This window comes from Paraburkholderia sp. A3BS-1L (assembly GCF_051125215.1).
GTDB lineage: Bacteria > Pseudomonadota > Gammaproteobacteria > Burkholderiales > Burkholderiaceae > Paraburkholderia.
The window spans coordinates 1,408,876-1,428,942 of record NZ_CP120442.1 but is presented as its reverse complement, the minus strand read 5'-3'; the positions used below and the strand labels follow the sequence as shown (position 1 = coordinate 1,428,942).

Below are 20,067 nucleotides of genomic sequence, written 5' to 3'. Positions count from 1 at the left end.
GCGTGCAGACCGCGTGCCGTCCCGGCTCCCTTGCTGCGACTCAGGCGCGCGCCTCGACCACCCACGCGCCGTTGCGCTCGACGAGCACGCGATCGCAGGCGAATTCGTCCATGTCGTGCTCGTGGCCCGGCAGTGCCTGGATCACGACCTCGCCGGCATCGCGCAGCGCCGCGACCGCGGCACGCAGCGACTCGTCGTGGGCCCACGGCGCGAGCACCGCGGTGCTGCGTGCCTCGACCGGCGAAATACGCGCCACTTCACGCAGATCCAGCGAAAAACCCGTCGCCGCGCGGGCGCGGCCATACGCCTCGCCCACCTTGTCGTAACGCCCGCCACGCGCGACCGCGTTGGGCACGCCGTCTACGTAGGCAGAGAACATTACGCCGCTGTGATACGCGTAGCCGCCCAGATCGGCGAGGTCGATCATCAGTTCCGCACCCTCGATCTCGCCCATGAGGAACGCGAGGTCGTCGAGCGCGCGCGCTATGCCGGGCAGCGCCGGCAAGCGCTTGCGCGCCTCGTCGATCACGCTGGCGTCGCCGTACAGCGACGGCAGCGCGCGCAGCGCGTCGCGCGACACGGGCTGCAGAGCGGCGGTGAGTTCCGCCAGATGCGGCACGTCCTTGCCAGCCAGCGCTTCATACAAAGCATCGCCGAGCGCCGCGGCGGCGGGATCGGCTTCGAAGATCGCCGCGAGCACGCCCGCGTGCGAAAGATCGAGGCGCACCTTCGCGAGGCCCGCGAGGCGCAGCGCGTCGAGCATCAATTGCTGGATTTCGAGGTCGGCCTCCAGGCCCGCATGGCCATAGATTTCCGCGCCGATCTGAATCTGCTCGCGCGTGGCGTGCAGGCCGCGCGGGCGCGTGTGCAGCACGTTGCCGGCGTAGCACAGGCGCGTCACGCCCTGGCGGTTCAGCAAATGCGCGTCGATACGCGCAACCTGCGGCGTCATGTCCGCGCGCAGTCCGAGCGTGCGGCCCGACAGTTGATCGACGAGCTTGAAGGTGCGCAGGTTCAGATCGCGCCCGCTGCCCACCAGCAGCGACTCGAGATACTCGAGCAGCGGCGGCATGACCATCTCGTAGCCATAGGCGCGAAAGCGGTCCAGCAGGCTGCGGCGCAGCACTTCGATCTTGCGTGCCTCGGAAGGCAGCACGTCGGCGATATTCTCGGGAAGTAACCAGGTCGACATCGAATCAATCCTACAACTACAGCGATAAGGGCCACGCGGCGGCGGAACGCGCCAGCCGCAGGGCCTGAGCGCGAACGCGCGCCTGATGCGCGGGCCGAACGATAGAAACGGCGCATGCCGCGAGGCATGAGCCTTGAATTCAAGTAGCGAGCAACAGCAACACGAGCCCGAGCCCCATCACGATCAGCCCGCCGATCCGGATGTGATGCGGCGGCCGTTCCGCAATTCTACGAAACGTGTCGCGCCAGGCCGCCGGAAAGACGAACGGGAACATGCCCTCGATAATCAGCATCAACGCGATCGCGAGCAACAGGGAACCAGCTATGTTCATGCGAAAAAACACGCCGCGCAGGTGCGCGGCGCCCGTGTCTCGTTTGTTTAATGTTTGCGCGGCGCAGCAGCAGCGGGAGCCGGCTGCGCCTCTCCGTTCGGACTGCGCATGAAGCGGAAGAAGTCACTCGAGGAATCGACCACGACAACGTCGCCCGGTTTGAAGCTTTCGCGGTACGCCTGCATGCTTTGATAGAAGCGATAGAAGTCCGGATCGCGGCCATACGCCTGCGCGGCGATTGCGGCAGCCTTGCCGTCACCTTCGCCCTTGATGGCCTGCGCCTGGCTGTTCGCATCGGCAAGCGCTGCCTGCTGCTGGCGCTCGGCTGCGTCCTTGATCTTCTGCGCCTCGGCAGCGCCCTTCGCGCGCTGCTCGGCGGCGGCCTGCTCGCGCGCGGCGCTCATGCGCTTGTAGACCACCTCGGCAAGCTCCGCCGGATAGTCGATGCGCGTGAGCTCGATGTCGATCACATCGATGCCGAGCGGCGCCGCAGCCACCTTGAGGGCGTCGCGCGCGCCGTTGGCGATCGCCTCCTGCTGTGCAAGAGCTTCGCTCAAATCGACCTTCGAGAACGCGCTCGACAGCGCATCGCGCGAAAGCGGCGCGAGCCGGTCCGCGAGGGTCTGCGGGTCGCCCTTGGTGGCCGCGAAAAGCTTGAGCGGATCGGCCACGCGGTAACGCACGACCGGGTTCACGAGCAGCTCGGTTTTGTCCGCCATCGTGTAACGGTCAGCATCGGGCGCATCGAACGCCTGGATACGCGTGTCGATGAGCGTGGCGGTCTGAAACGGCGGCGGCAGCTTCACGTGCGGGCCCGGGCCCGCGAGCGTCGCATTGGCGCCGCCCGAGGCGGATACCACCGCAACATGGCGCGGATCGACGACGAACACCGCCGACGACGCCACTAGCACCACCACCACGAAGGCGACGACGAACGCAATGATCTTGTTCATGTCGGCGCTCCGTTATTGCACATCGTCTTCGCGGCCGCGCGAACGCAGGGCGTCGCGCGAACGGAAAGCATCGCTGGCCGCCTGGGCCGCTTCGCTCGCAGACGGCGCCGGTGCCGCGCTCCGCGGCGCGGATTGCGCGCCCTGCTGCGCACCTTGCTGCGTGCTATGCGGCTGCGCGTCGCTGCTTGCCGCAGGCGCGGCTGCGGCGCTCGCTGCATCTGATGCACCGCTCGCCGGCGCGGCGTCCGTGCCAGGAGCGCCCGTTGCAGCCGCAGCGCGCTGACGCGTCGCGTCGACGATCTTGTCGAGCGGCAGATAGATCACGTTATTGCCTGACTTGCTGTCGACGAACACCTTCGTCGTATTCGAGTAGATGTGCTGCATGGTGTCCAGATACATGCGCTCCCGAATCACGGCCGGCGCTTTCGCATATTGATCGTAGACGCTGTTAAAGCGTTGCGCGTCGCCCTGCGCCTTCGCCACCACGCGGTCGCTGTAGGCCTTGGCGTCTTCGATCACACGCGCCCCCTCGGTTTGCGCGCGCGGCAGCAACTGATCGGCGTAGGCCTGCGCATCACGTTTCGCACGCTCGCTTTCCTGGCGCGCCTTCGTCTCGTCGTCGAAGGCGGCCTGCACGCGATCGGGCGCCGAAACGCCCTGAATCGTCACGCCGACCACGCCAAGCCCTGTCTTGTAGACGTCCAGCGCATGCTGGATCGAATCGGCAAGCTGCGCGCGAATCGGTTCACGGTCCGCATAGAGCAGATCGTGGGTGCTACGCGCGCCCACCACGGTGCGCACGGCGGCCTGCGCGGCCTGGCTCACGGCAAGGTCGGGGTCGGCGCTATGGAACAGGTAATCTGTAGGCTGCTTGACCTGGTACTGCACGGTGAAACGCACATCGAGAATATCGCCATCGTGCGTAAGCACCGAGGCGTCCTTCACATTCGCCGGACGCACGAGATTATTACGACCGATCTCGACACTGCGGATCTGGCCGACATTCACGATTTCCTGCGACTGGAACGGGAACGGGAAACGCCAGTGCACGCCCTGACCGACCGTGTGGCGATACTGACCCAACTGCAGCACGACGCCGGCCTGCCCTTCCTGGACGACGAACACACCGCTGCCCACATAAATGGCGATCAGCACGCCAAGCACGATACCCACGCCGATGCGCGCATTGCGGCCGTTGTCCGGTCGAGGCCCGAGCCCGCCCGGACCCTTGTTGCCCTTCTTGCCGAAGAGCGTCGACAACCGGCGATTGAAATCGCGCCACATTTCGTCGAGATCGGGGGGGCCGTCACCCTTGCCGCCGCCGTTGTTGCCCGACGGACGCCGTGCGTCGTCGGTGCGCTGGCCATTGCCCTCGCCACGGCCCCAACGCGGGTCGTTCAACGAGAAAATGGCGCTCGCGCGCTGCCAGCCAGTCCGCTTGTTGTAATCGTTCACCTGTGTTCGTTCACCAGAGTAGACAGCGGGTCATGTGCGTGGAAATACCTCGTCGGCGCACTTCAGTCCGCCGTTCGGACGCACCGCGAGGCGCTTTCCGATAGCGTTCAGCGGCCGAGTTCGGGCTCCCTGCTGGGTTGTTCGTGCGGCGCCGCGCTCCAGTCGGCGGCGAGGAACTGCGACGGCTGGGCGAGCGGCTCGGCAGTCGCGATTTCGGCGATGGCGGCGCGCAGCGCATCCACTCCGACGCCCGTGTGCGCGCTCAAAAAGACGCGCGAAATATTACCATACTCGTCCCGCTCGACCGTCCCGCCCCGGGCCGCCAGTTCTGGCACGGCGTCGATCTTGTTGAACACCAGCACCTGGCGAATCGTGTCCGCGCCGATCTCGTGCAGCACTTCGTTCACCTGGTCGATCTGATCGAGCCGCACGGAACTCGACGCGTCCACCACGTGCAACAGCAAGTCGGCCTGCACGGTTTCCTGCAGCGTTGCGCGAAACGCCGCAACGAGCTGGTGAGGCAATTCACGAATAAAGCCGACGGTGTCCGACAACACGATCTGGCCGACCTCGTCGCCAAGCCACACGCGCCGCGACGTCGTGTCGAGCGTCGCGAACAACTGGTCGGCCGCATAAGCCTGCGCCTTGGTGAGCGCGTTAAACAGCGTGGACTTGCCCGCGTTGGTGTAACCGACCAGCGAAACCGACATCGTGCGCGTGCGCTCGCGCTGACGCCGCTGCGTGCCGTGCTGGCGACGCAGCTTGGCGAGCTTGCCCTGCAGCATCTTGATGCGCTCGCCGATCAGCCGCCGGTCGGTTTCGAGCTGAGTCTCGCCGGGACCGCGCAGGCCGATACCGCCCTTCTGGCGCTCAAGGTGAGTCCATGCGCGCACGAGGCGCGTGGCGAGATATTGAAGCTGCGCGAGTTCGACCTGGAGCTTGCCTTCGTGGCTGCGCGCGCGCTGCGCGAAGATGTCGAGAATGAGGCTCGTGCGATCCACCACGCGGCGATTCAGCGCACGCTCCAGATTACGCTGCTGGGCAGGCGAAAGCGCGTGATTGAAAATGACGATTTCGATGTCGTTCGCTTCACAGGCGAGACGCAGTTCCTCGGCCTTGCCGCTGCCGATGAACATGGCGGCGTCCGGGCTGGAGCGGCGCCCGGTAAGCGTGACAGCGGGCGAGGCGCCCGCGCTCTTCGCGAGCAGGCTGAGTTCTTCGAGACTGGCTTCGAAGTCGGTCTTGCCGAAGTCGATGCCGACGAGTGCGGCGTTGATCAAATTAGCAGATATCAAAATGAAAGCGGCCGGGCCGCAAGCGCCAGCGGGGCGCTCCGGACCGGCCGCGTCGAGGATCAGGACGCTTCCGCGTCCGGGTGGAAGTTCACCGGACGCGCCGGGACCACCGTGGAAATGGCGTGCTTGTAAACCATTTGCGTAACCGTATTACGGAGCAACACGACGTACTGGTCGAACGATTCAATGTTCCCTTGAAGCTTGATGCCGTTGACCAGATAGATCGAAACAGGCACGTGCTCCTTGCGCAGCGCGTTCAGAAACGGGTCTTGTAACAGTTGCCCTTTGTTGCTCATAGCAAACTCCGTATTTTTTTGCAGGTTTAACTAAACTGGCGCCGAAGAAAAAGAAATCCGGCGCCAATCGCTACACTATAGCTGATTCTCGTTCCACCGCACCCCTCCACACCGTCTGGCCAGGAGGCCCAACAGTGCACTTGCGCGCGGTAACGAACGCAGCTCAACTTTTTTCAGTGTAGGGATTCGTCGAAGAGCGAAACTCTATGCGCAATGGAGTCCCGGTCAACGAGAAAGTTTCCCGGAAGCGGTTCTCCAGGTAGCGCTTGTAGGTCTCAGTCACCGCATCGAGTGCATTGCCGTGAATCACGATAATGGGTGGGTTCTGTCCCCCCTGGTGCGCATAGCGCAGCTTCGGACGCACAGGGCCACGACGGCGCGGTTGCTGGAACTCCACCGCTTCGATGAGGGCGCGTGTCAGGCGCGGGGTCGGAAGCTTGGACATTGCCGCGGCATACGCCTCGTCCACCGAGCGCATCAGCGGGCCAATGCCGAATTTTTCGGTCGCCGAGATGAAGCGCATTTCCGCGAAGTCGAGGAACTTCAGCTTGCGCTGCAAGTGGTGCTTGGTGCGCTCGCGCGCGTGGTCGTCCATGCCGTCCCACTTGTTCACGCCCACCACGAGCGCACGCCCCTGCTCCACCACGAAGCCGGCGATATGCGCGTCCTGATCAGAGATTTCCTGGCGCGCATCGAGCAGCAGGATGACCACGTTGGCATCGGCAATCGACTGTAGCGTCTTCACGACCGAAAACTTCTCGATGGCCTCGAATACCTTGCCGCGGCGACGCAAACCCGCAGTGTCGATCAAGGTGTACTTCTTGCCGCCCCGCTCGAAATCCACATAGATAGAGTCGCGCGTGGTGCCGGGCATGTCGAACGCAATCACGCGGTCTTCGCCGATCAGCGTATTCACGAGCGTGGACTTGCCCACGTTCGGGCGGCCGACGATCGCGATCTTGATGCCATGCTTGCCGGCGTCCTCGTCACCCGCTTCCGGACGATCCGCATAGGCCTGATCGAGCGCTTCGTTGATCATCTCCGTTACGCCGTCGCCGTGCGCCGCGGAAATCGCGCGCGGGTCGCCAAGGCCAAGCTCGTAGAAGTCGGCCGCGACGGCGCTGTACTTCATGCCTTCGGCCTTGTTGACCACGAGAAAGATCGGCCGGCCAGTCTTGCGCAGGTAATCGGCGATGTGCTTGTCCTGCGGCGCGAGTCCATTGCGGCCGTCACAGATGAACACGACGATGTCTGCTTCCTCCACCGCCTGGCGCGTCTGACGCGCCATTTCGTGCAGGATGCCGTCTTTCGCGATCGGTTCGAAGCCGCCGGTATCGACCACGAGATAGGCGCGATCGCCCACCCGCCCTTCGCCGTAATGGCGGTCGCGCGTGAGGCCGGGCAGATCGGCCACCAGCGCATCGCGCGAACGCGTGAGCCGGTTGAAGAGCGTGGATTTCCCCACATTGGGGCGCCCGACTAGGGCGATTACGGGTTTCATCTGATCTTTTCTACGGTAAGGCGCGGCGTCGGCACGTCCGGCGCATCGCGCGGCAAGCGTCTGCGTTCAGGCTTGCAGAGCTGCAATAGTTGCAAATTATCACGAATTGGGTCGCGCGCCCGCTGGATGAGCCCTTAGGGGTTCCGGCACGTGCCGTGCCGTCGAGCGGGATTCCCAGCCTGACAAGGGGCGACCATCGGGGCCCAACATCGGTGCGCCCCATCCCCGCCAACCGGCCCGAGGAAAGCAATGCGCAAGCACAAAATACAAGAGGCCGCTGCCTGCGGGCGCGGCCCCTCGATGCGACACCCGGCAGCACGCGCTGGGCGTCCCCGTCCGGTCAACGCGGACGCAGGCCGTACAGATCGCCGTCCTTCGTTTGCACGACGAGCGTGTTGCCAGCCAGCACCGGCGCGGCGGTGATCGGGCTGCCGTCGGTCTTCACGCGCGAGACGAAGCTGCCGTCGTCGAGCGAAAGAAAATGCACGTAACCCTGGTAGTCGCCAACCACGACTGCGTGGCCGAGCACGGCAGGCACGCTGACGTCGCGGTTCTTAAGCTTGTCCGTACTCCAGACCTGCTCGCCGGTCGAGACGTTATATGCCTTCACGACCGACCAGTCGTCGCCACCGACCACCTCGGTGTCGCCCTGGGCGATTCCGCTCGTGCTCGAGAACGGCTTCTCCCACATTGGACGGCCGGAATTGGCGTCGAAGCAGCCCAACTGGCCCTGGAACGTGACCGCGCACGTGGTCGCGCCAACGAGCGTGGGTGGACCACTCACGTCATTGATGCGCTCGACTTCGGTCACACCCTTCGGATAGGACACCGGCGTTTCCCAGAACGCATCGCCACTTTGCAGGTTGATCGCTGCGAAGGAGCCGCCCGGGAAGCCGGCGATCACAGCCTGCTCGCCCGCGAAAGTCATACCGGCGGAGACCCGCAGGTTGAGCGGCACCGCACGGTTGCGATAGACCCACTTCTGCTCACCGGTCTGGCCGTTGAACGCGACGATCTGGCCGTCGATGGTGCGCACGATCACGAGACCATTGCCGACCAACGGCGGCGAAATTATCTCGCCCGGCGCCTTGGCTTGCCACGAGAGCTTGCCATGGGCGTCGAGCACGTAGACGTTGCCCTTCAGACCGCCGACAGCCGTGAGATTGCCATCGCTGCCAACGCCTGCGGAGATATCGTCCTTGAGCTTCGTACTCCAGACTTCTTTGCCCGTCTGCGCGTCGAACTTTGCGACAGAACCGTTTTCGCCGGCAGCATACACCGCATCGCCCACGGCGACCGGCGAGAACAGATAACGGCCTGCCTTGCCGACGCTCGCCTTCCACACCTGCTGGACGTCCAGCACCGGCTTGAACTCGGTCAGCGGCACCGGTACGCGACGCTCATCTTTCGTCGACGAGCAAGCCGCCAGCGCGAGAACGGTCATCGCACAGGCGACAGGTACAACGGTTCGTTTCAGCAAATTCATCGGTGAACGAAGCATGAATGGAAATGGTTTAGCGTTTATATTCACGGGCGGCACGCGCAGCTTGCTCAGCCACCCAGCGCGTCAAGCTTGAACTGGACCAACTGGCGTTCGGCGGCATCGCTCTTGGGCAGGGTGTCGAGCGCAAGCTTGTAGGCCGCGCGCGCTTCATCCTGCTTGCCCGCTGCCGCGAGCAGGTCGCCGCGGCCATCCGCGACGATACCCTTGAACGGTCCCGAATCCGGTTGCGGAATCAGCGCAAGGCCCTGATCGTAAGCCTTCTCGTCGAGCAGGACGGAAGCCAGACGGATCTTCGCGACCTGGCGGAACTCCTCGTCCTTCGCATGATCGGCCGCCCACTGCAATTGAGCTTTCGCTCCCGCGGTGTCACCCGCCATATAGAGCGATTTGGCCACACCCAGCGCGGTCATCTGCGCGTACGCGGTGCCGCCGAAGCGGTCTTCCATGTCAGTCGCGATGCGTGTGAGCATGGCCTTGTCACTGCCAGCGGTCGCCTGCTGCACCTGGTCGTACAACACCGCGGCCTCAGCGGCCTGGCGGCGTTGCCAGAAGTTCCAGCCGTTCCACGCGGCGAGCGCGAGCATAACGATCAGCACGATCCACGTAGTGGCGTTGCCCCACTGCGCCCACCATGCCTTGAAACTCTCGATCGATTCCTGTTCGTCGTGGTAACTCATCGCGTAGCGATTCCTTGTTTATTCTGGAGCCAACTGCCGGGCGCGCCACAGGCACCGGCTGGATGCATCGATCCTGATCGTGAAGACCCCGCGCCCCGAAGTTGCCCGAAGTGGCCCTATCAATCGTCGCCGTCTTCGGCGGATGCAACCATCGCATTGATTAGATATTCGGTCAAGTCTTCGAGTGCTACCGTCTGTTGCTCGCTGCGAGCCGCATCGGCGCCACCGCGCAGCGCCTTCACGCCCGCTTCGCCCCTGGCCACTTCGTCTTCGCCAAGCACCACGGCGAACGCCGCTCCGCTTGCGTCCGCACGCTTCATCTGCGACTTGAAGCTCGCCGACTGACCGTCCGCGCTGCAGTGAAGGATGACATCGAGACCCGTGTCACGCAGCCGCTCGGCCACGATGAACGCCTGCTCGCGTGCCGCCTCGCCCTGGTGCACAACGTAGACGTCGCAACCTTCCTCTTCGGGCACGAGGTTTTCTTCCTTGAGCAATTCCAGAATGCGCTCGACACCCATTGCCCAGCCGCACGCGGCCGTCGGCTTGCCGCCGAGCTGTTCGATCAGCGGATCGTAGCGGCCGCCGGCTGCCACCGTGCCCTGCGCGCCGAGCTTGTCCGTAACCCACTCGAACACGGTCAGATTGTAGTAATCGAGACCACGCACGAGACGCGGGTTGATCTTGAACGGAATGTTGTTCGCCTTGAGCAGACGTTGTAGCCCGTCGAAGTGCGCGCGCGAGTGCTCGCCGAGGAAGTCGATCAGCTTCGGCGCATTGTTTGCGATTTCCTGGAGCGCGGGGTTCTTCGTGTCGAGCACGCGCAGCGGGTTCGTATACAAGCGGCGCTTGCCGTCTTCGTCGAGCAGATCGACGTGCTGCTCGAGATACTTGATGAGCTCGACGCGATGCGCGGCGCGCTCTTCGGCAAGACCCAGCGAATTGATTTCCAGCTTGATGCCGGTCAGGCCGAGGTCGTCCCAAAGACGCTGACACATCAAAATGATTTCTGCGTCCGCATCCGGGCCCGCGAAACCGAGCGCTTCTACGCCGACCTGATGGAACTGGCGATAACGGCCGCGCTGCGGACGCTCGTGACGAAACATCGGGCCGACGTACCACAGACGCTTCGGGCCGTCGTAGAGCAGATTGTGCTCGATCGACGCGCGCACGACCGCAGCCGTGTTTTCCGGGCGCAGCGTGAGGTTCTCGCCGTTGAGCGCGTCGGTGAAGCTGTACATCTCCTTTTCGACGATGTCGGTCACTTCGCCGATACCGCGCGTAAAGAGCTGCGTATGCTCGACGATCGGCGTGCGGATGTTCTGGTATCCGTACGAACGGAGCATGGACTTCACGGTCGTTTCGAAGAAGTCCCACAACCCTGCGTCCTGCGGCAGGATGTCGTTCATGCCCTTCACGCCGGTCAGTTTTTCGAGCTTTCTTTTCTGTTCAGTCATTGCGTTGCGTATGTGCCTGCGAATAGTGAAATTCGGGCGATATTCGGTTGCGCCAGGAATCGATATCGGAAAAACTCGGCGCTCAGGCCGTCGCTTCGGTCTTGCCGTACTTGCGCACGACGTAGTCGCTCACGATCTGCTGGAATTCCTCGGCAATATGCTCGCCGCGCAGCGTCTTGACCTTCTCTCCGTCGACGAAGACCGGCGCTGCGGGATTCTCACCCGAGCCTGGCAGGCTGATGCCGATGTTCGCGTGCTTGGACTCGCCCGGGCCGTTCACGATGCAGCCCATGACGGCGACGTTCATCGTCTCCACGCCCGGATATTCACCGCGCCAGACCGGCATTTGCGCGCGCAGATAATTCTGGATCTGCGATGCAAGCTCCTGGAACAACGTGCTGGTCGTGCGACCGCAGCCCGGACAGGCGATGACCATCGGCGTGAACGAGCGCAGACCCATGGTCTGCAAAATTTCCTGTCCGACCACGACTTCGCCCGTACGCGGAGCACCCGGCTCCGGCGTCAGCGAGATGCGGATGGTGTCGCCGATACCCTGCTGGAGCAGCACCGAGAGCGCCGCCGTCGACGCGACGATGCCCTTCGAGCCCATGCCCGCTTCGGTCAAGCCGAGGTGCAGCGCGAAATCGCAACGCCTCGCGAGTTGCTGGTATACGGCGATCAGGTCCTGCACGCCGCTGACCTTGCACGACAGGATGATCTTGTCACGACCGAGACCGAGTTCGACAGCACGCTCCGCCGAACCAATGGCCGACTGGATCAGCGCTTCGTACATCACGCTCTGCGCTTCCCACGGCGTTGAGCGCGCCGCGTTCTCGTCCATCATGCGCGCGAGCAGATCCTGGTCGAGGCTGCCCCAGTTCACGCCGATACGCACCGGCTTGTCGTACTTGATGGCGGCTTCGATCATCTGCGCGTACTGCGTGTCGCGCTTGGCGCCCTGGCCAACGTTGCCCGGGTTGATGCGGTACTTCGAGAGCGCCTCGGCGCACGCCGGATAGTCACGCAGCAGCAAGTGGCCGTTGTAGTGGAAGTCGCCGACGAGCGGCACCGTCACGCCCATGCGATCGAGCTGGTCGCGAACATGCGGCACGGCCGCGGCGGCTTCCGGCGTGTTCACCGTGATGCGCACGAGCTCAGAGCCGGCCTGCGCCAGTTCCTTGATCTGGATAGCCGTACCGATCGCATCCGCGGTATCGGTATTGGTCATCGACTGCACGCGCACCGGCGCGTCGCCGCCGATCGTCACCAACTGGCCGCCCCAGCGCACGTGCACCGCGTGCGACTTGCGGCGCGGCGCGTGACCGCCGAGGATAGGCTCGCTGGAACATATCTGGCTGTTGCTGGACGGGGATAGCGTTTCGCTTTGCATCGAAGAACCCACATTTACACCTCGCGCGCGACGACACCCGTGACGAGTGCGATGCAGCGCGAATTGAAAAAGCATCGCGGCCCGTCACCTGGCCGCGATGCACGTCATATCTTGATCAGGGCAGCACGAAGCGCGCGACATTGCCACGCGCCGACGCATACTTCGATGCATCGACCGGCTGGCCGTCGATGGTCATCGACTCGATGCCGGCCTTGTTGCCCACCGTGATCCTGAGCGGCTCGACACCGGAAATCTCACGCCCATCGTTGCCGTGGATCAGCCCGGAGAAGAGCTCCTTACCATCTTTCTGGCGCACGCTGACCCAGGAATCTTGCGTCACGCGAATCGCGAACGTAGACGTGCCGGGCGCCGCCGGCGCCGAAGCTGCTTGCTCCGGTGCGGCTGCCGCTACCGCCGCTGCGCTCGCCGGCGCGGGGGTAGCGGCTGGCGTGGCGCTTGCCGGTGCGGCTGAGGCCGGCTGCGGTGCGCTCGCTGCGCCTTGAGCGCCTGCCGCCTGACCGCTAACTTGACCGTCTGCCTGGGTGTTCGTTGCATTGGCAGCGTTCGCGGCCTCGCCACCTCGCTCCTGGCCTGCACCCTGCTCGACCGCTGCGCCCGCCGTCGAGCCCTCGGCCACCGTGGCCGAAGCAGCGCCCGATTCGTTGCTCGCAGCACTCGTCGCGCCGCCCGTCATCGACTTCAGACGCGCGAACCATGCCGACGATTCGCCGCTATTCGTGTGCCACATCGAAATCCCGATCACGGCGATCACGACGAGCGCGAGGCCCCATAGCCACGATGCACGTCGACGCGGCGCATGTCCGCCGCCGCCCAGCGAAAGCGAGACGCGGCCGCGCGGCAAATCCGCGCCCGCCGATGCGGGCATCGACAGATCCGGCTGCGGCACGCCGCGCTCGCGGCGCAGCGCTTGGGTAAGCGGCGCGGGATCGGCGCCAAGCAGTTTCGCGTAGGCTCGCACCACGCCGAGCGCGAACGTCGCATCCGGCAAATGACTGATATCGCCCGCCTCGAGCTCGCGCAGCTTCGGCACCGCCACTTTCAGACGCGCCGAGACATCCTCGACCGACCAGCCCTTTGCCGTGCGCAACTGCGCAAGACGCGCGCCTACTGAGGCCAGCGTGTCGGGCACGGCCTGCACCGGCGATGGCGAGCCGTCGGATCCCGAACAGCCTGCGTTGGTCTCTGTTCCGTCTGTCCCGAAAGGGTGCTGCGGCTCGCTCATCCCAAAGTCCTTGCGTCGATTCTTTTCTATCCCGGAACCGGCGGGCGCGCCGCGCCCTGCCTCGATTCGCAGACCGTTTATAACAAAATGCGCGGCAACTGTGCCGCATCCGATCGCTTCTGCAATGTTTCTTGTAAAAATTTGACGGCTATGTTGCGTTATCCCCCGCGCAACCGCGTCGATACTGCCTTTCGCGTTCTCTTACTGCCCCGCTATCACCCTTTTCCGACTTATCCCGGCCAACTGCGTTCAATGTCGAACCGGATGCACGTCGATTACCTTTCGCGCACTGCGCTCGGCGAGGCGCGTCCGGTCCTTGACCTCGCCCGCGAGCTGGCCACAGGCCGCGTCGATGTCGTCGCCGCGCGTCTTGCGCACGGTTGTGACAACGCCCGCATCCATCAGAATCTGCGCGAAACGCTTGATCTGATCCGGCTTCGAGCGCAGCAGGCCCGACTCGGGGAACGGATTGAACGGGATCAGATTGAATTTGCACGGCACGTCACGCGTTACTGCGAGCAACTGTCGTGCGTGCTCTTCCGTGTCGTTAACGCCGTCGAGCATGCAGTACTCGAACGTGATGAAGTCGCGCGGCGCCACCTTCAAGTAGCGCTGGCAAGCGGCCATCAGTTCGCGCAGCGGGTACTTGCGGTTCAGCGGCACAAGCTCGTCGCGCAGCGCGTCGTTGGGCGCGTGCAGCGACACCGCGAGCGCGACCGGCAGGTCGGCGCCAAGGCGGTCCATCATGGGCACGACGCCCGAGGTCGAAAGCGTAACGCGCCGACGCGACAGGCCGTAAGCGTTGTCGTCGAGCATCAGGCGCATCGCGGGCACGACCGCATCGTAATTCAGGAGCGGCTCGCCCATGCCCATCATCACGACGTTGGTGATGACGCGTTCACCCTTGCCCTCACCGCCGGTCGCACGGCCGCCTGCCTCGCCCAGAAGCGAGGCGCGCAGGGCGAACTCCGCCATGCGCAATTGGCCGATGATCTCGGCAGTGGTGAGATTACGTGAGAACCCCTGCTTGCCGGTGGAGCAAAAACGGCAATTCACCGCACATCCCGCTTGTGACGACACGCACAGCGTGCCGCGCGTTTCTTCGGGGATGAACACGGTCTCGACCGCGTTGCCGTTGCCGACGTCCACGAGCCACTTGCGCGTGCCGTCGGAGGAAACGTTGTCGGAAATAATACCGGGCATGCCGATCGAGGCGCGCCCTTTGAGCTTCTCGCGCAGCGATTTGGCCAGATCCGTCATGCCGTCGAAGTCGGCGGCATTGTATTGATGAATCCAGCGCTGAAGCTGTTTGGCGCGAAACGGCTTCTCGCCCAGGCTCTCGCAATATGCGACCAGCCCTTGAGCGTCGAGATCGAGAAGGTTGACGGTGGAACTGCTCGTCATGTCGAATCCTGCCATTTCAGTGCGAGAGCGCGTTCACCGCCGGATTCGAGAGAACCCGGCACCGGACAGTGAACGACATCGCCGTTCGCGACCCTATGCTGCTTGAACTGCTATCGCGCCTTGGTTGCTTAGCGCGAGTAAACGTTGACTTCGGGGAAGAAGAACGCGATTTCGACGCGCGCCGTTTCAACAGCGTCCGAGCCGTGAACTGCGTTGGCGTCGATGCTGTCCGCGAAGTCGGCGCGGATCGTGCCCTTTTCCGCCTTCTTCGGATCGGTCGCGCCCATCAGGTCGCGGTTCTTCAGAATTGCGTTCTCACCTTCCAGGACCTGGATCTGCACCGGGCCCGAGATCATGAACTCGACGAGGTCCTTGAAGAACGGACGCTCGGCATGAACAGCATAGAACTTCTCAGCGTCGGCGCGCGAGAGGTGGACCATGCGCGAGGCAACGATCTTCAGACCAGCGTTTTCGAAGCGGCTGTAGATCTGGCCGATCACGTTCTTTGCCACTGCGTCCGGCTTGATAATCGACAGGGTGCGTTCGAGCGCCATAAAAACTCCAGAAAATTAAGAGGTTACAGATTCAAATGAATCCGCAATTGTAGCATGTTCCCATGTATGATTGCGATTGAACCCCGTTAGGTTAGTGGGCGAGGCCCAGCCGGCGCAAAAGCCGCCCAGGCCGACCTTTCAGCGCCAATTAAGCATGGGAGGCTACGCTCCCGATGTAACAAAACTACGGCCGCAAATCTACCGTAGAAGAACTGCATGCAGCCCCCGTTGAAACTCCGGGACACCACGCATATCTTAAGAGTGAGCGGATCGCGCAACTGTCGCACGCCGCCTGCCACGCCTCTCACGCAAGGAGAAAGCATGAACGAGTATCCCTACAACTTCGGCCGCGGCGGCACCGTTGTCTCCGCCGAGACCCGCAACCGCGTACTGCGCAACACCTACTGGCTGCTCGCGCTGTCGATGGTGCCGACGGTGTTCGGCGCGTGGCTGGGCGTCTACACGGGTTTCTCGCTGTTCGCCGCCACCAGCCCCACGATGAGCCTGCTCGCGTTCCTCGCAATCGCATTCGGCTTCATCTTCGCCATCGAGCGCACCAAGAACAGTTCGCTCGGCGTGTTCGTGTTGCTGGGCTTCACGTTCTTCATGGGCCTGATGCTCTCGCGGCTGCTGTCGTTCATCCTCGGCATGTCCAACGGCGCGTCGCTCATCATGCTCGCGTTCGGCGGCACCGGCGTGATCTTCGCAGCCATGGCCACCATCGCGACTGTCAGCAAGCGCGATTTCTCGGGCCTCGGCAAGTGGCTGTTCATGGGCGTAATCGTGATCCTGCTCGCCGGCATCGCGAACATGTTCCTGCACCTGCCGGCGCTGATGCTCACGGTGTCCGTGCTGGCCATCGTGATCTTCTCGGCCTATATGCTGTTTGACGTGCAGCGCGTCGTGAACGGCGGCGAGACCAACTACATCACGGCCACGCTCGCGATCTATCTGGATCTCTACAACGTGTTCACGAATTTGCTCGCGATCCTCGGCATTTTCGGCGGTAACCGTAACTGAACCGCGCGGGGTCGGCTCCGTTCCGGCCCTCGTGCGCAAGCAAAAAGCCCATGATTCGCATCATGGGCTTTTTTTCGTCCGCGAATATTCGCCTTGGGCCTTGGACAGCTTGAGACCAGAGTTCAGAGAGCGAGCCAGTCGAAGCCTTCGCCTTGCGTCGCAACCCCGATTTCGGTGGCCGCATTGCCCAGCACGGCCGCCATGGCGGCGCGCGCGAGTTCAGGTGTGTTGTTCTGCTGGCTCAGGTGCGCCGCAACCAGATGGCGCAGCTTCGATCGATCGAGCGCCGCGAGAATGCCGCCCGCGGACTCATTGTTCAGGTGGCCGTGGGAGCCACCAATGCGCGCCTTGAGCGACGCTGGATAACGGCTCGCCGCGAGCATCTCCGGATCGTGGTTGCATTCGAGCACGAGCGCGTCGCAGCCGCTCAGCACTGCGTGGATGTGCGGCGTCGACTCGCCAACGTCGGTCAACACCCCGAGCCGATTCGCACCATCATTGAAGACGAACTGCAGCGGTTCGCGCGCATCGTGCGGCACGGTGTACGGCAGCACGCCTAGCTCGCCGATTTCGACCACCCCATCGCTCCAGAGAACGTTGAGCTCGAGGCCGGCATCGTCGGCGCCGACTGCCTGCGCCGTGCCCCAACTCATGTAGAGCGGAATCGACCAGCGGCGCGCCAAAGTCAGCGCGCTGCCGATGTGATCGCTATGCTCGTGGGTGATGAGAATCGCACTCAGCGTATCGGCAGCCAGGCCCGCTCGGGCTAGCCGCCGCTCGACTTCCTTCGCTGAGAATCCGCAGTCCAGCAGCACGCGCGTGGGCGTCGCGCCGCAGCCCGCTTCCACGACCAGTGCATTGCCCTCGCTACCGCTGCCGAGGCTTGCAAAGCGCACGGCGGGATCAGTTCAACTGGGAATGAAGCGCCGTCACGATGCGCTGCGCATCCGCCGACGTATCCACCTGGCCGTTCGCGGAGAGCACCGCGACCTGGGTCGAATTGCCGTTCGAGCGCACCGAGATCATATACTCGGGCCCCTGATTCTTTGCGGCCTTCTTGGGGTTGTAGAACAACTTGCCGAGCAGGCCGTCACCCTTGAGCTCCTGCATGGAGTCCGCGTAGCGCACGTAGTAGATGCCCTTCGCGCGATCGCGATTGTCGACCGTGAAATTGGTCCGATCGAGCGCGAGACCCACACGCAACCACGCAGTGTCGAATGCCTCGGGCAGATCGAGCGTGGCCCCGTCCGAACCGGACGCGACCTTGGCCGCCGCGGACGACGGACGCGCATCGGTCAGCAGCTGCTTGGACTGCGCATCGTTCAAGCCGAACTTCTGCATGACCTTCGCGAGGAATGCGGCTTCGAGGGCCGGATCGCGCGGACGCTCCACCCATCTCGACGAGGTCTTGTCCTGACCGGTCAGCACTTCTTCCATCGCGCTGTGCGTGATCGAAATGTCGGTCTGGCCGTTTGCGCCGCGCGTGACCAGCGTACGGAACTTGTCGCGCGTACCCGACGAATAGGCGAAGTCGACCACACGGCCGATGGTGCGACGGAACCAGTCGTCCGGAATATTGGCGCGGTTTTCGGCCCAGTCCGTCGTCATGATGCCCGTGGCCGGCGAATCGGTCGTGAGCGTGAAGCCGTTGTCGGTCCAGAATTCCTGCAGTTGCGGCCAGACGTCGTCGGGCGTGCGGCCGTCGATCACGAGCCAGCGGCGGTCACCGTCACGCTCGACGTGCATGCCGAGCGGATCCTGCGCATTCGGCACGCCGAGCGTGGCATTGCCCGCGCTCGTGACAGTGCGCTGCGCTGCGCCGCCGAGCGCCACGGTGGGCGGCGGCGCGACATACTTCTGGTCGCTCGGCACCGTGGACAGATCCTGCGGCACCGCCAGTGCCGGCGCGCTTGGCGTGTCCTTATAGTTGACGCGATCCGACGCGAACATATCGTTCAGCGACTCGCAGCCCGCGAGCGAGCCGAGTGCGAGCGCCAGCACCGCCATACGGGTGGCGTGGAGAGAAAGAACGGAACGTTTCATGTGGACCTTCGTAATACGGTAACGCTAAGCCTTGACCTGCCGGAATTCGTGGCGGCGTCAGTTGAAAATACGGCGTTTTCGGCTGGAAAGAACCCGAGCCGGTTAGCCGATCAGACCCGCTTCGCGCAGCGCGGTGCGCACCACGTCGTGGTAGCGCTCGTCGAGCGGCGTGAGCGGCAGACGGATGCCGCCTTCGATGCGGCCGAGCTCCTGCAGCGCCCACTTCACCGGAATCGGGTTCGATTCGATGAACAGATTCTTGTGCAGCGACAGCAGCTTCAGATGGATCGCTCGTGCAGTCTTCGCGTCGCCTTCGAGCGCGGCGCGGCACAGCTCGCTCATCTGGCGCGGCGCGACGTTCGCGGTCACCGAAATATTGCCGTGGCCGCCGAGCAGCATGAGCGCGATCGCGGTGGGATCGTCGCCGCTGAAGATCATGAAGCCTTCCGGCGCATGCTTGATGAGATGCGCGGCGCGGTCAATGTTGCCCGTGGCTTCCTTCACGCCGACGATGCCCGGCACCTGTGCGAGGCGCAGGATCGTCTCGTTCGACATGTCCGCGACCGTGCGGCCCGGCACGTTGTATAGCAGCACCGGCAGGTCCACCGCTTCCGCGATCTTCGCGAAATGGCGGTACATGCCCTCCTGGGTCGGCTTGTTGTAGTAAGGCACGACCTGGAGCGACGCTTGCGCGCCGACATCCCTGGCAAGCTTCGTGAGCTCGATCGCCTCAGCCGTGGAATTGCCGCCAGCGCCGGCGATGATCGGCAAGCGGCCGGCAGTATGCTCAACCGCCGTCTTGACCATCAGGATGTGCTCTTCGACGTCGAGCGTGGCGGACTCGCCGCTCGTGCCGACAACGACGATGGCATCCGTCCCCTCTTCCACGTGCCAGTCGATCAGTTTGCGAAACGCCGGCAGATCGAGGCTGCCGTCTTCGTGCATGGGAGTGACGATCGCGGGAATGCTGCCGCGCAACGTGATGCCGTCCTGAGTTCCGTTAGCCATGAAACTTCAAAAAAATGAGTACGTTAAACCGCGATTGTAGCGGATTAGCCGGTCAGATCGTAACGAACCAGGGGTAGTACCTGAGTCGCTGCGCCATTACCGGTTCTTTCGACTGTATCCGCCTCGTTTGGACTGGCAAGGTTTTCCACCGCCGGGGGGTGCGCCGCGCGCGTCTCACGCACAGCGCAAATGCGTTGAACAAACGCCTCACGGGGTTGTGGGAGAAATCCGTCCTGATAAGCGATCACACGCAGCGTGCGCGAGCAAACCGCCAGCAACTCGCCCGGCGCCAGCAGGAATGCCGGATTCGAAGGTTTGCCGACCGTCTCGTTGCCTTGCGCGAAGGTTTCGTAGATCAGCACGCCGCCCGGCGCGAGTGCGTCGATGAGACACGGCATGAGCGGACGATGCAGATAATTCGTCACGACGATGGCCGCGAAACGCGCGCCGGCTGGCAGCGGCCAGGGCGCGCCTTCGAGGTCGCACTCGAGCGTGGCGATGCCTGCCACGCCGCGCATCGTCGCGAGCGCCGCGGCGTCGCGGTCAAGCGCCACCACGGAATGTCCGCGGACCGCGAGCCAGCGCGCATGACGCCCCCCGCCCGAGGCGACGTCGAGCACCGAGCCGCCCGGCGCGATCAGGTGCGCCCACTGGCGCACCCAGCCCGAGGGCTCGGACAGTCCCCCATGGGCCTGCCCCGGGGGTGCCAGCGGCGCGCTGCCGCCAGAAGCGAGCGTCATCGCA

General features: G+C 63.9%; 19 protein-coding genes. 1 reads left to right on the top strand and 18 read right to left on the bottom strand.

Going from position 1 to position 20,067, the window contains the following annotated elements; all coding sequences use genetic code 11:
• Nucleotides 1-40 precede the first annotated feature (40 nt).
• The 14 genes from P5W99_RS06445 to ndk form a co-directional block, all read right to left on the bottom strand.
• Nucleotides 41-1,192 carry an ATP phosphoribosyltransferase regulatory subunit gene (locus tag P5W99_RS06445; protein ID WP_421023746.1) on the bottom strand — a complete coding sequence of 384 codons (1,152 nt, stop codon included), beginning with the start codon at nucleotides 1,190-1,192 and terminating at the stop codon, nucleotides 41-43.
• Between the two features lie 139 nt (nucleotides 1,193-1,331).
• Nucleotides 1,332-1,523, bottom strand: a complete 192-nt coding sequence (locus tag P5W99_RS06440; protein ID WP_035535019.1) for a DUF2065 domain-containing protein — start codon at nucleotides 1,521-1,523, stop codon at nucleotides 1,332-1,334.
• A 47-nt stretch (nucleotides 1,524-1,570) separates the two neighbouring features.
• Entirely contained in the window at nucleotides 1,571-2,476 is a 906-nt protein-coding gene (gene hflC, locus P5W99_RS06435; protein WP_434662248.1) for a protease modulator HflC, read from the bottom strand.
• A gap of 12 nt (nucleotides 2,477-2,488) precedes the next feature.
• Nucleotides 2,489-3,931 (bottom strand): FtsH protease activity modulator HflK, encoded by a 1,443-nt coding sequence (gene hflK, locus P5W99_RS06430; protein WP_434662246.1) that lies wholly within the window; start codon nucleotides 3,929-3,931, stop codon nucleotides 2,489-2,491.
• Between the two features lie 107 nt (nucleotides 3,932-4,038).
• Complete coding sequence (gene hflX / locus P5W99_RS06425) at nucleotides 4,039-5,211, bottom strand: GTPase HflX (protein WP_434662244.1); 1,173 nt, start codon at nucleotides 5,209-5,211, stop codon at nucleotides 4,039-4,041.
• Nucleotides 5,212-5,285: 74 nt separating this feature from the next.
• Entirely contained in the window at nucleotides 5,286-5,522 is a 237-nt protein-coding gene (hfq, locus tag P5W99_RS06420; RefSeq protein ID WP_028210028.1) for an RNA chaperone Hfq, read from the bottom strand.
• Nucleotides 5,523-5,685: 163 nt separating this feature from the next.
• Nucleotides 5,686-7,023, bottom strand: coding sequence for a ribosome biogenesis GTPase Der (der, locus tag P5W99_RS06415; RefSeq protein ID WP_421023742.1), 1,338 nt, complete (start codon nucleotides 7,021-7,023; stop codon nucleotides 5,686-5,688).
• A 340-nt stretch (nucleotides 7,024-7,363) separates the two neighbouring features.
• Nucleotides 7,364-8,509, bottom strand: a complete 1,146-nt coding sequence (gene bamB, locus P5W99_RS06410; RefSeq protein WP_421079376.1) for an outer membrane protein assembly factor BamB — start codon at nucleotides 8,507-8,509, stop codon at nucleotides 7,364-7,366.
• Between the two features lie 65 nt (nucleotides 8,510-8,574).
• Nucleotides 8,575-9,204, bottom strand: a complete 630-nt coding sequence (locus tag P5W99_RS06405) for a tetratricopeptide repeat protein (RefSeq protein WP_421023741.1) — start codon at nucleotides 9,202-9,204, stop codon at nucleotides 8,575-8,577.
• A gap of 119 nt (nucleotides 9,205-9,323) precedes the next feature.
• The gene (hisS, locus tag P5W99_RS06400) at nucleotides 9,324-10,661 is read right to left on the bottom strand and encodes a histidine--tRNA ligase (protein WP_421079375.1); all 1,338 of its coding nucleotides are present in this window, start codon (nucleotides 10,659-10,661) and stop codon (nucleotides 9,324-9,326) included.
• Nucleotides 10,662-10,743: 82 nt separating this feature from the next.
• On the bottom strand, nucleotides 10,744-12,051 hold the full coding sequence (gene ispG / locus P5W99_RS06395) for a flavodoxin-dependent (E)-4-hydroxy-3-methylbut-2-enyl-diphosphate synthase (RefSeq protein ID WP_421023739.1): 1,308 nt from the start codon (nucleotides 12,049-12,051) through the stop codon (nucleotides 10,744-10,746).
• 115 nt (nucleotides 12,052-12,166) lie between these two features.
• The gene (locus tag P5W99_RS06390) at nucleotides 12,167-13,294 is read right to left on the bottom strand and encodes a helix-turn-helix domain-containing protein (protein WP_421079374.1); all 1,128 of its coding nucleotides are present in this window, start codon (nucleotides 13,292-13,294) and stop codon (nucleotides 12,167-12,169) included.
• Between the two features lie 249 nt (nucleotides 13,295-13,543).
• The gene (gene rlmN / locus P5W99_RS06385) at nucleotides 13,544-14,698 is read right to left on the bottom strand and encodes a 23S rRNA (adenine(2503)-C(2))-methyltransferase RlmN (RefSeq protein ID WP_421023737.1); all 1,155 of its coding nucleotides are present in this window, start codon (nucleotides 14,696-14,698) and stop codon (nucleotides 13,544-13,546) included.
• A gap of 128 nt (nucleotides 14,699-14,826) precedes the next feature.
• Nucleotides 14,827-15,252, bottom strand: coding sequence for a nucleoside-diphosphate kinase (gene ndk / locus P5W99_RS06380; RefSeq protein WP_028216912.1), 426 nt, complete (start codon nucleotides 15,250-15,252; stop codon nucleotides 14,827-14,829).
• A gap of 321 nt (nucleotides 15,253-15,573) precedes the next feature.
• Here ndk and P5W99_RS06375 point away from each other — a divergent pair, with 321 nt between their 5' ends.
• The gene (locus tag P5W99_RS06375; protein WP_421079373.1) at nucleotides 15,574-16,272 is read left to right on the top strand and encodes a Bax inhibitor-1/YccA family protein; all 699 of its coding nucleotides are present in this window, start codon (nucleotides 15,574-15,576) and stop codon (nucleotides 16,270-16,272) included.
• A gap of 122 nt (nucleotides 16,273-16,394) precedes the next feature.
• On the opposite strand, the gene P5W99_RS06370 is transcribed toward P5W99_RS06375, so the two are convergent.
• The 4 genes from P5W99_RS06370 to P5W99_RS06355 all read right to left on the bottom strand — a co-directional run bounded on the left by P5W99_RS06370 (nucleotide 16,395) and on the right by P5W99_RS06355 (nucleotide 20,063).
• Nucleotides 16,395-17,168 (bottom strand): MBL fold metallo-hydrolase, encoded by a 774-nt coding sequence (locus tag P5W99_RS06370; protein WP_421079372.1) that lies wholly within the window; start codon nucleotides 17,166-17,168, stop codon nucleotides 16,395-16,397.
• A gap of 7 nt (nucleotides 17,169-17,175) precedes the next feature.
• The gene (gene bamC / locus P5W99_RS06365; protein WP_421023734.1) at nucleotides 17,176-18,315 is read right to left on the bottom strand and encodes an outer membrane protein assembly factor BamC; all 1,140 of its coding nucleotides are present in this window, start codon (nucleotides 18,313-18,315) and stop codon (nucleotides 17,176-17,178) included.
• Nucleotides 18,316-18,417: 102 nt separating this feature from the next.
• Nucleotides 18,418-19,323 carry a 4-hydroxy-tetrahydrodipicolinate synthase gene (gene dapA / locus P5W99_RS06360; protein WP_421043932.1) on the bottom strand — a complete coding sequence of 302 codons (906 nt, stop codon included), beginning with the start codon at nucleotides 19,321-19,323 and terminating at the stop codon, nucleotides 18,418-18,420.
• A 44-nt stretch (nucleotides 19,324-19,367) separates the two neighbouring features.
• Nucleotides 19,368-20,063: a class I SAM-dependent methyltransferase gene (locus P5W99_RS06355; protein ID WP_434662240.1), complete on the bottom strand. Its 696-nt coding sequence runs from the start codon at nucleotides 20,061-20,063 to the stop codon at nucleotides 19,368-19,370.
• Nucleotides 20,064-20,067 lie beyond the last annotated feature (4 nt).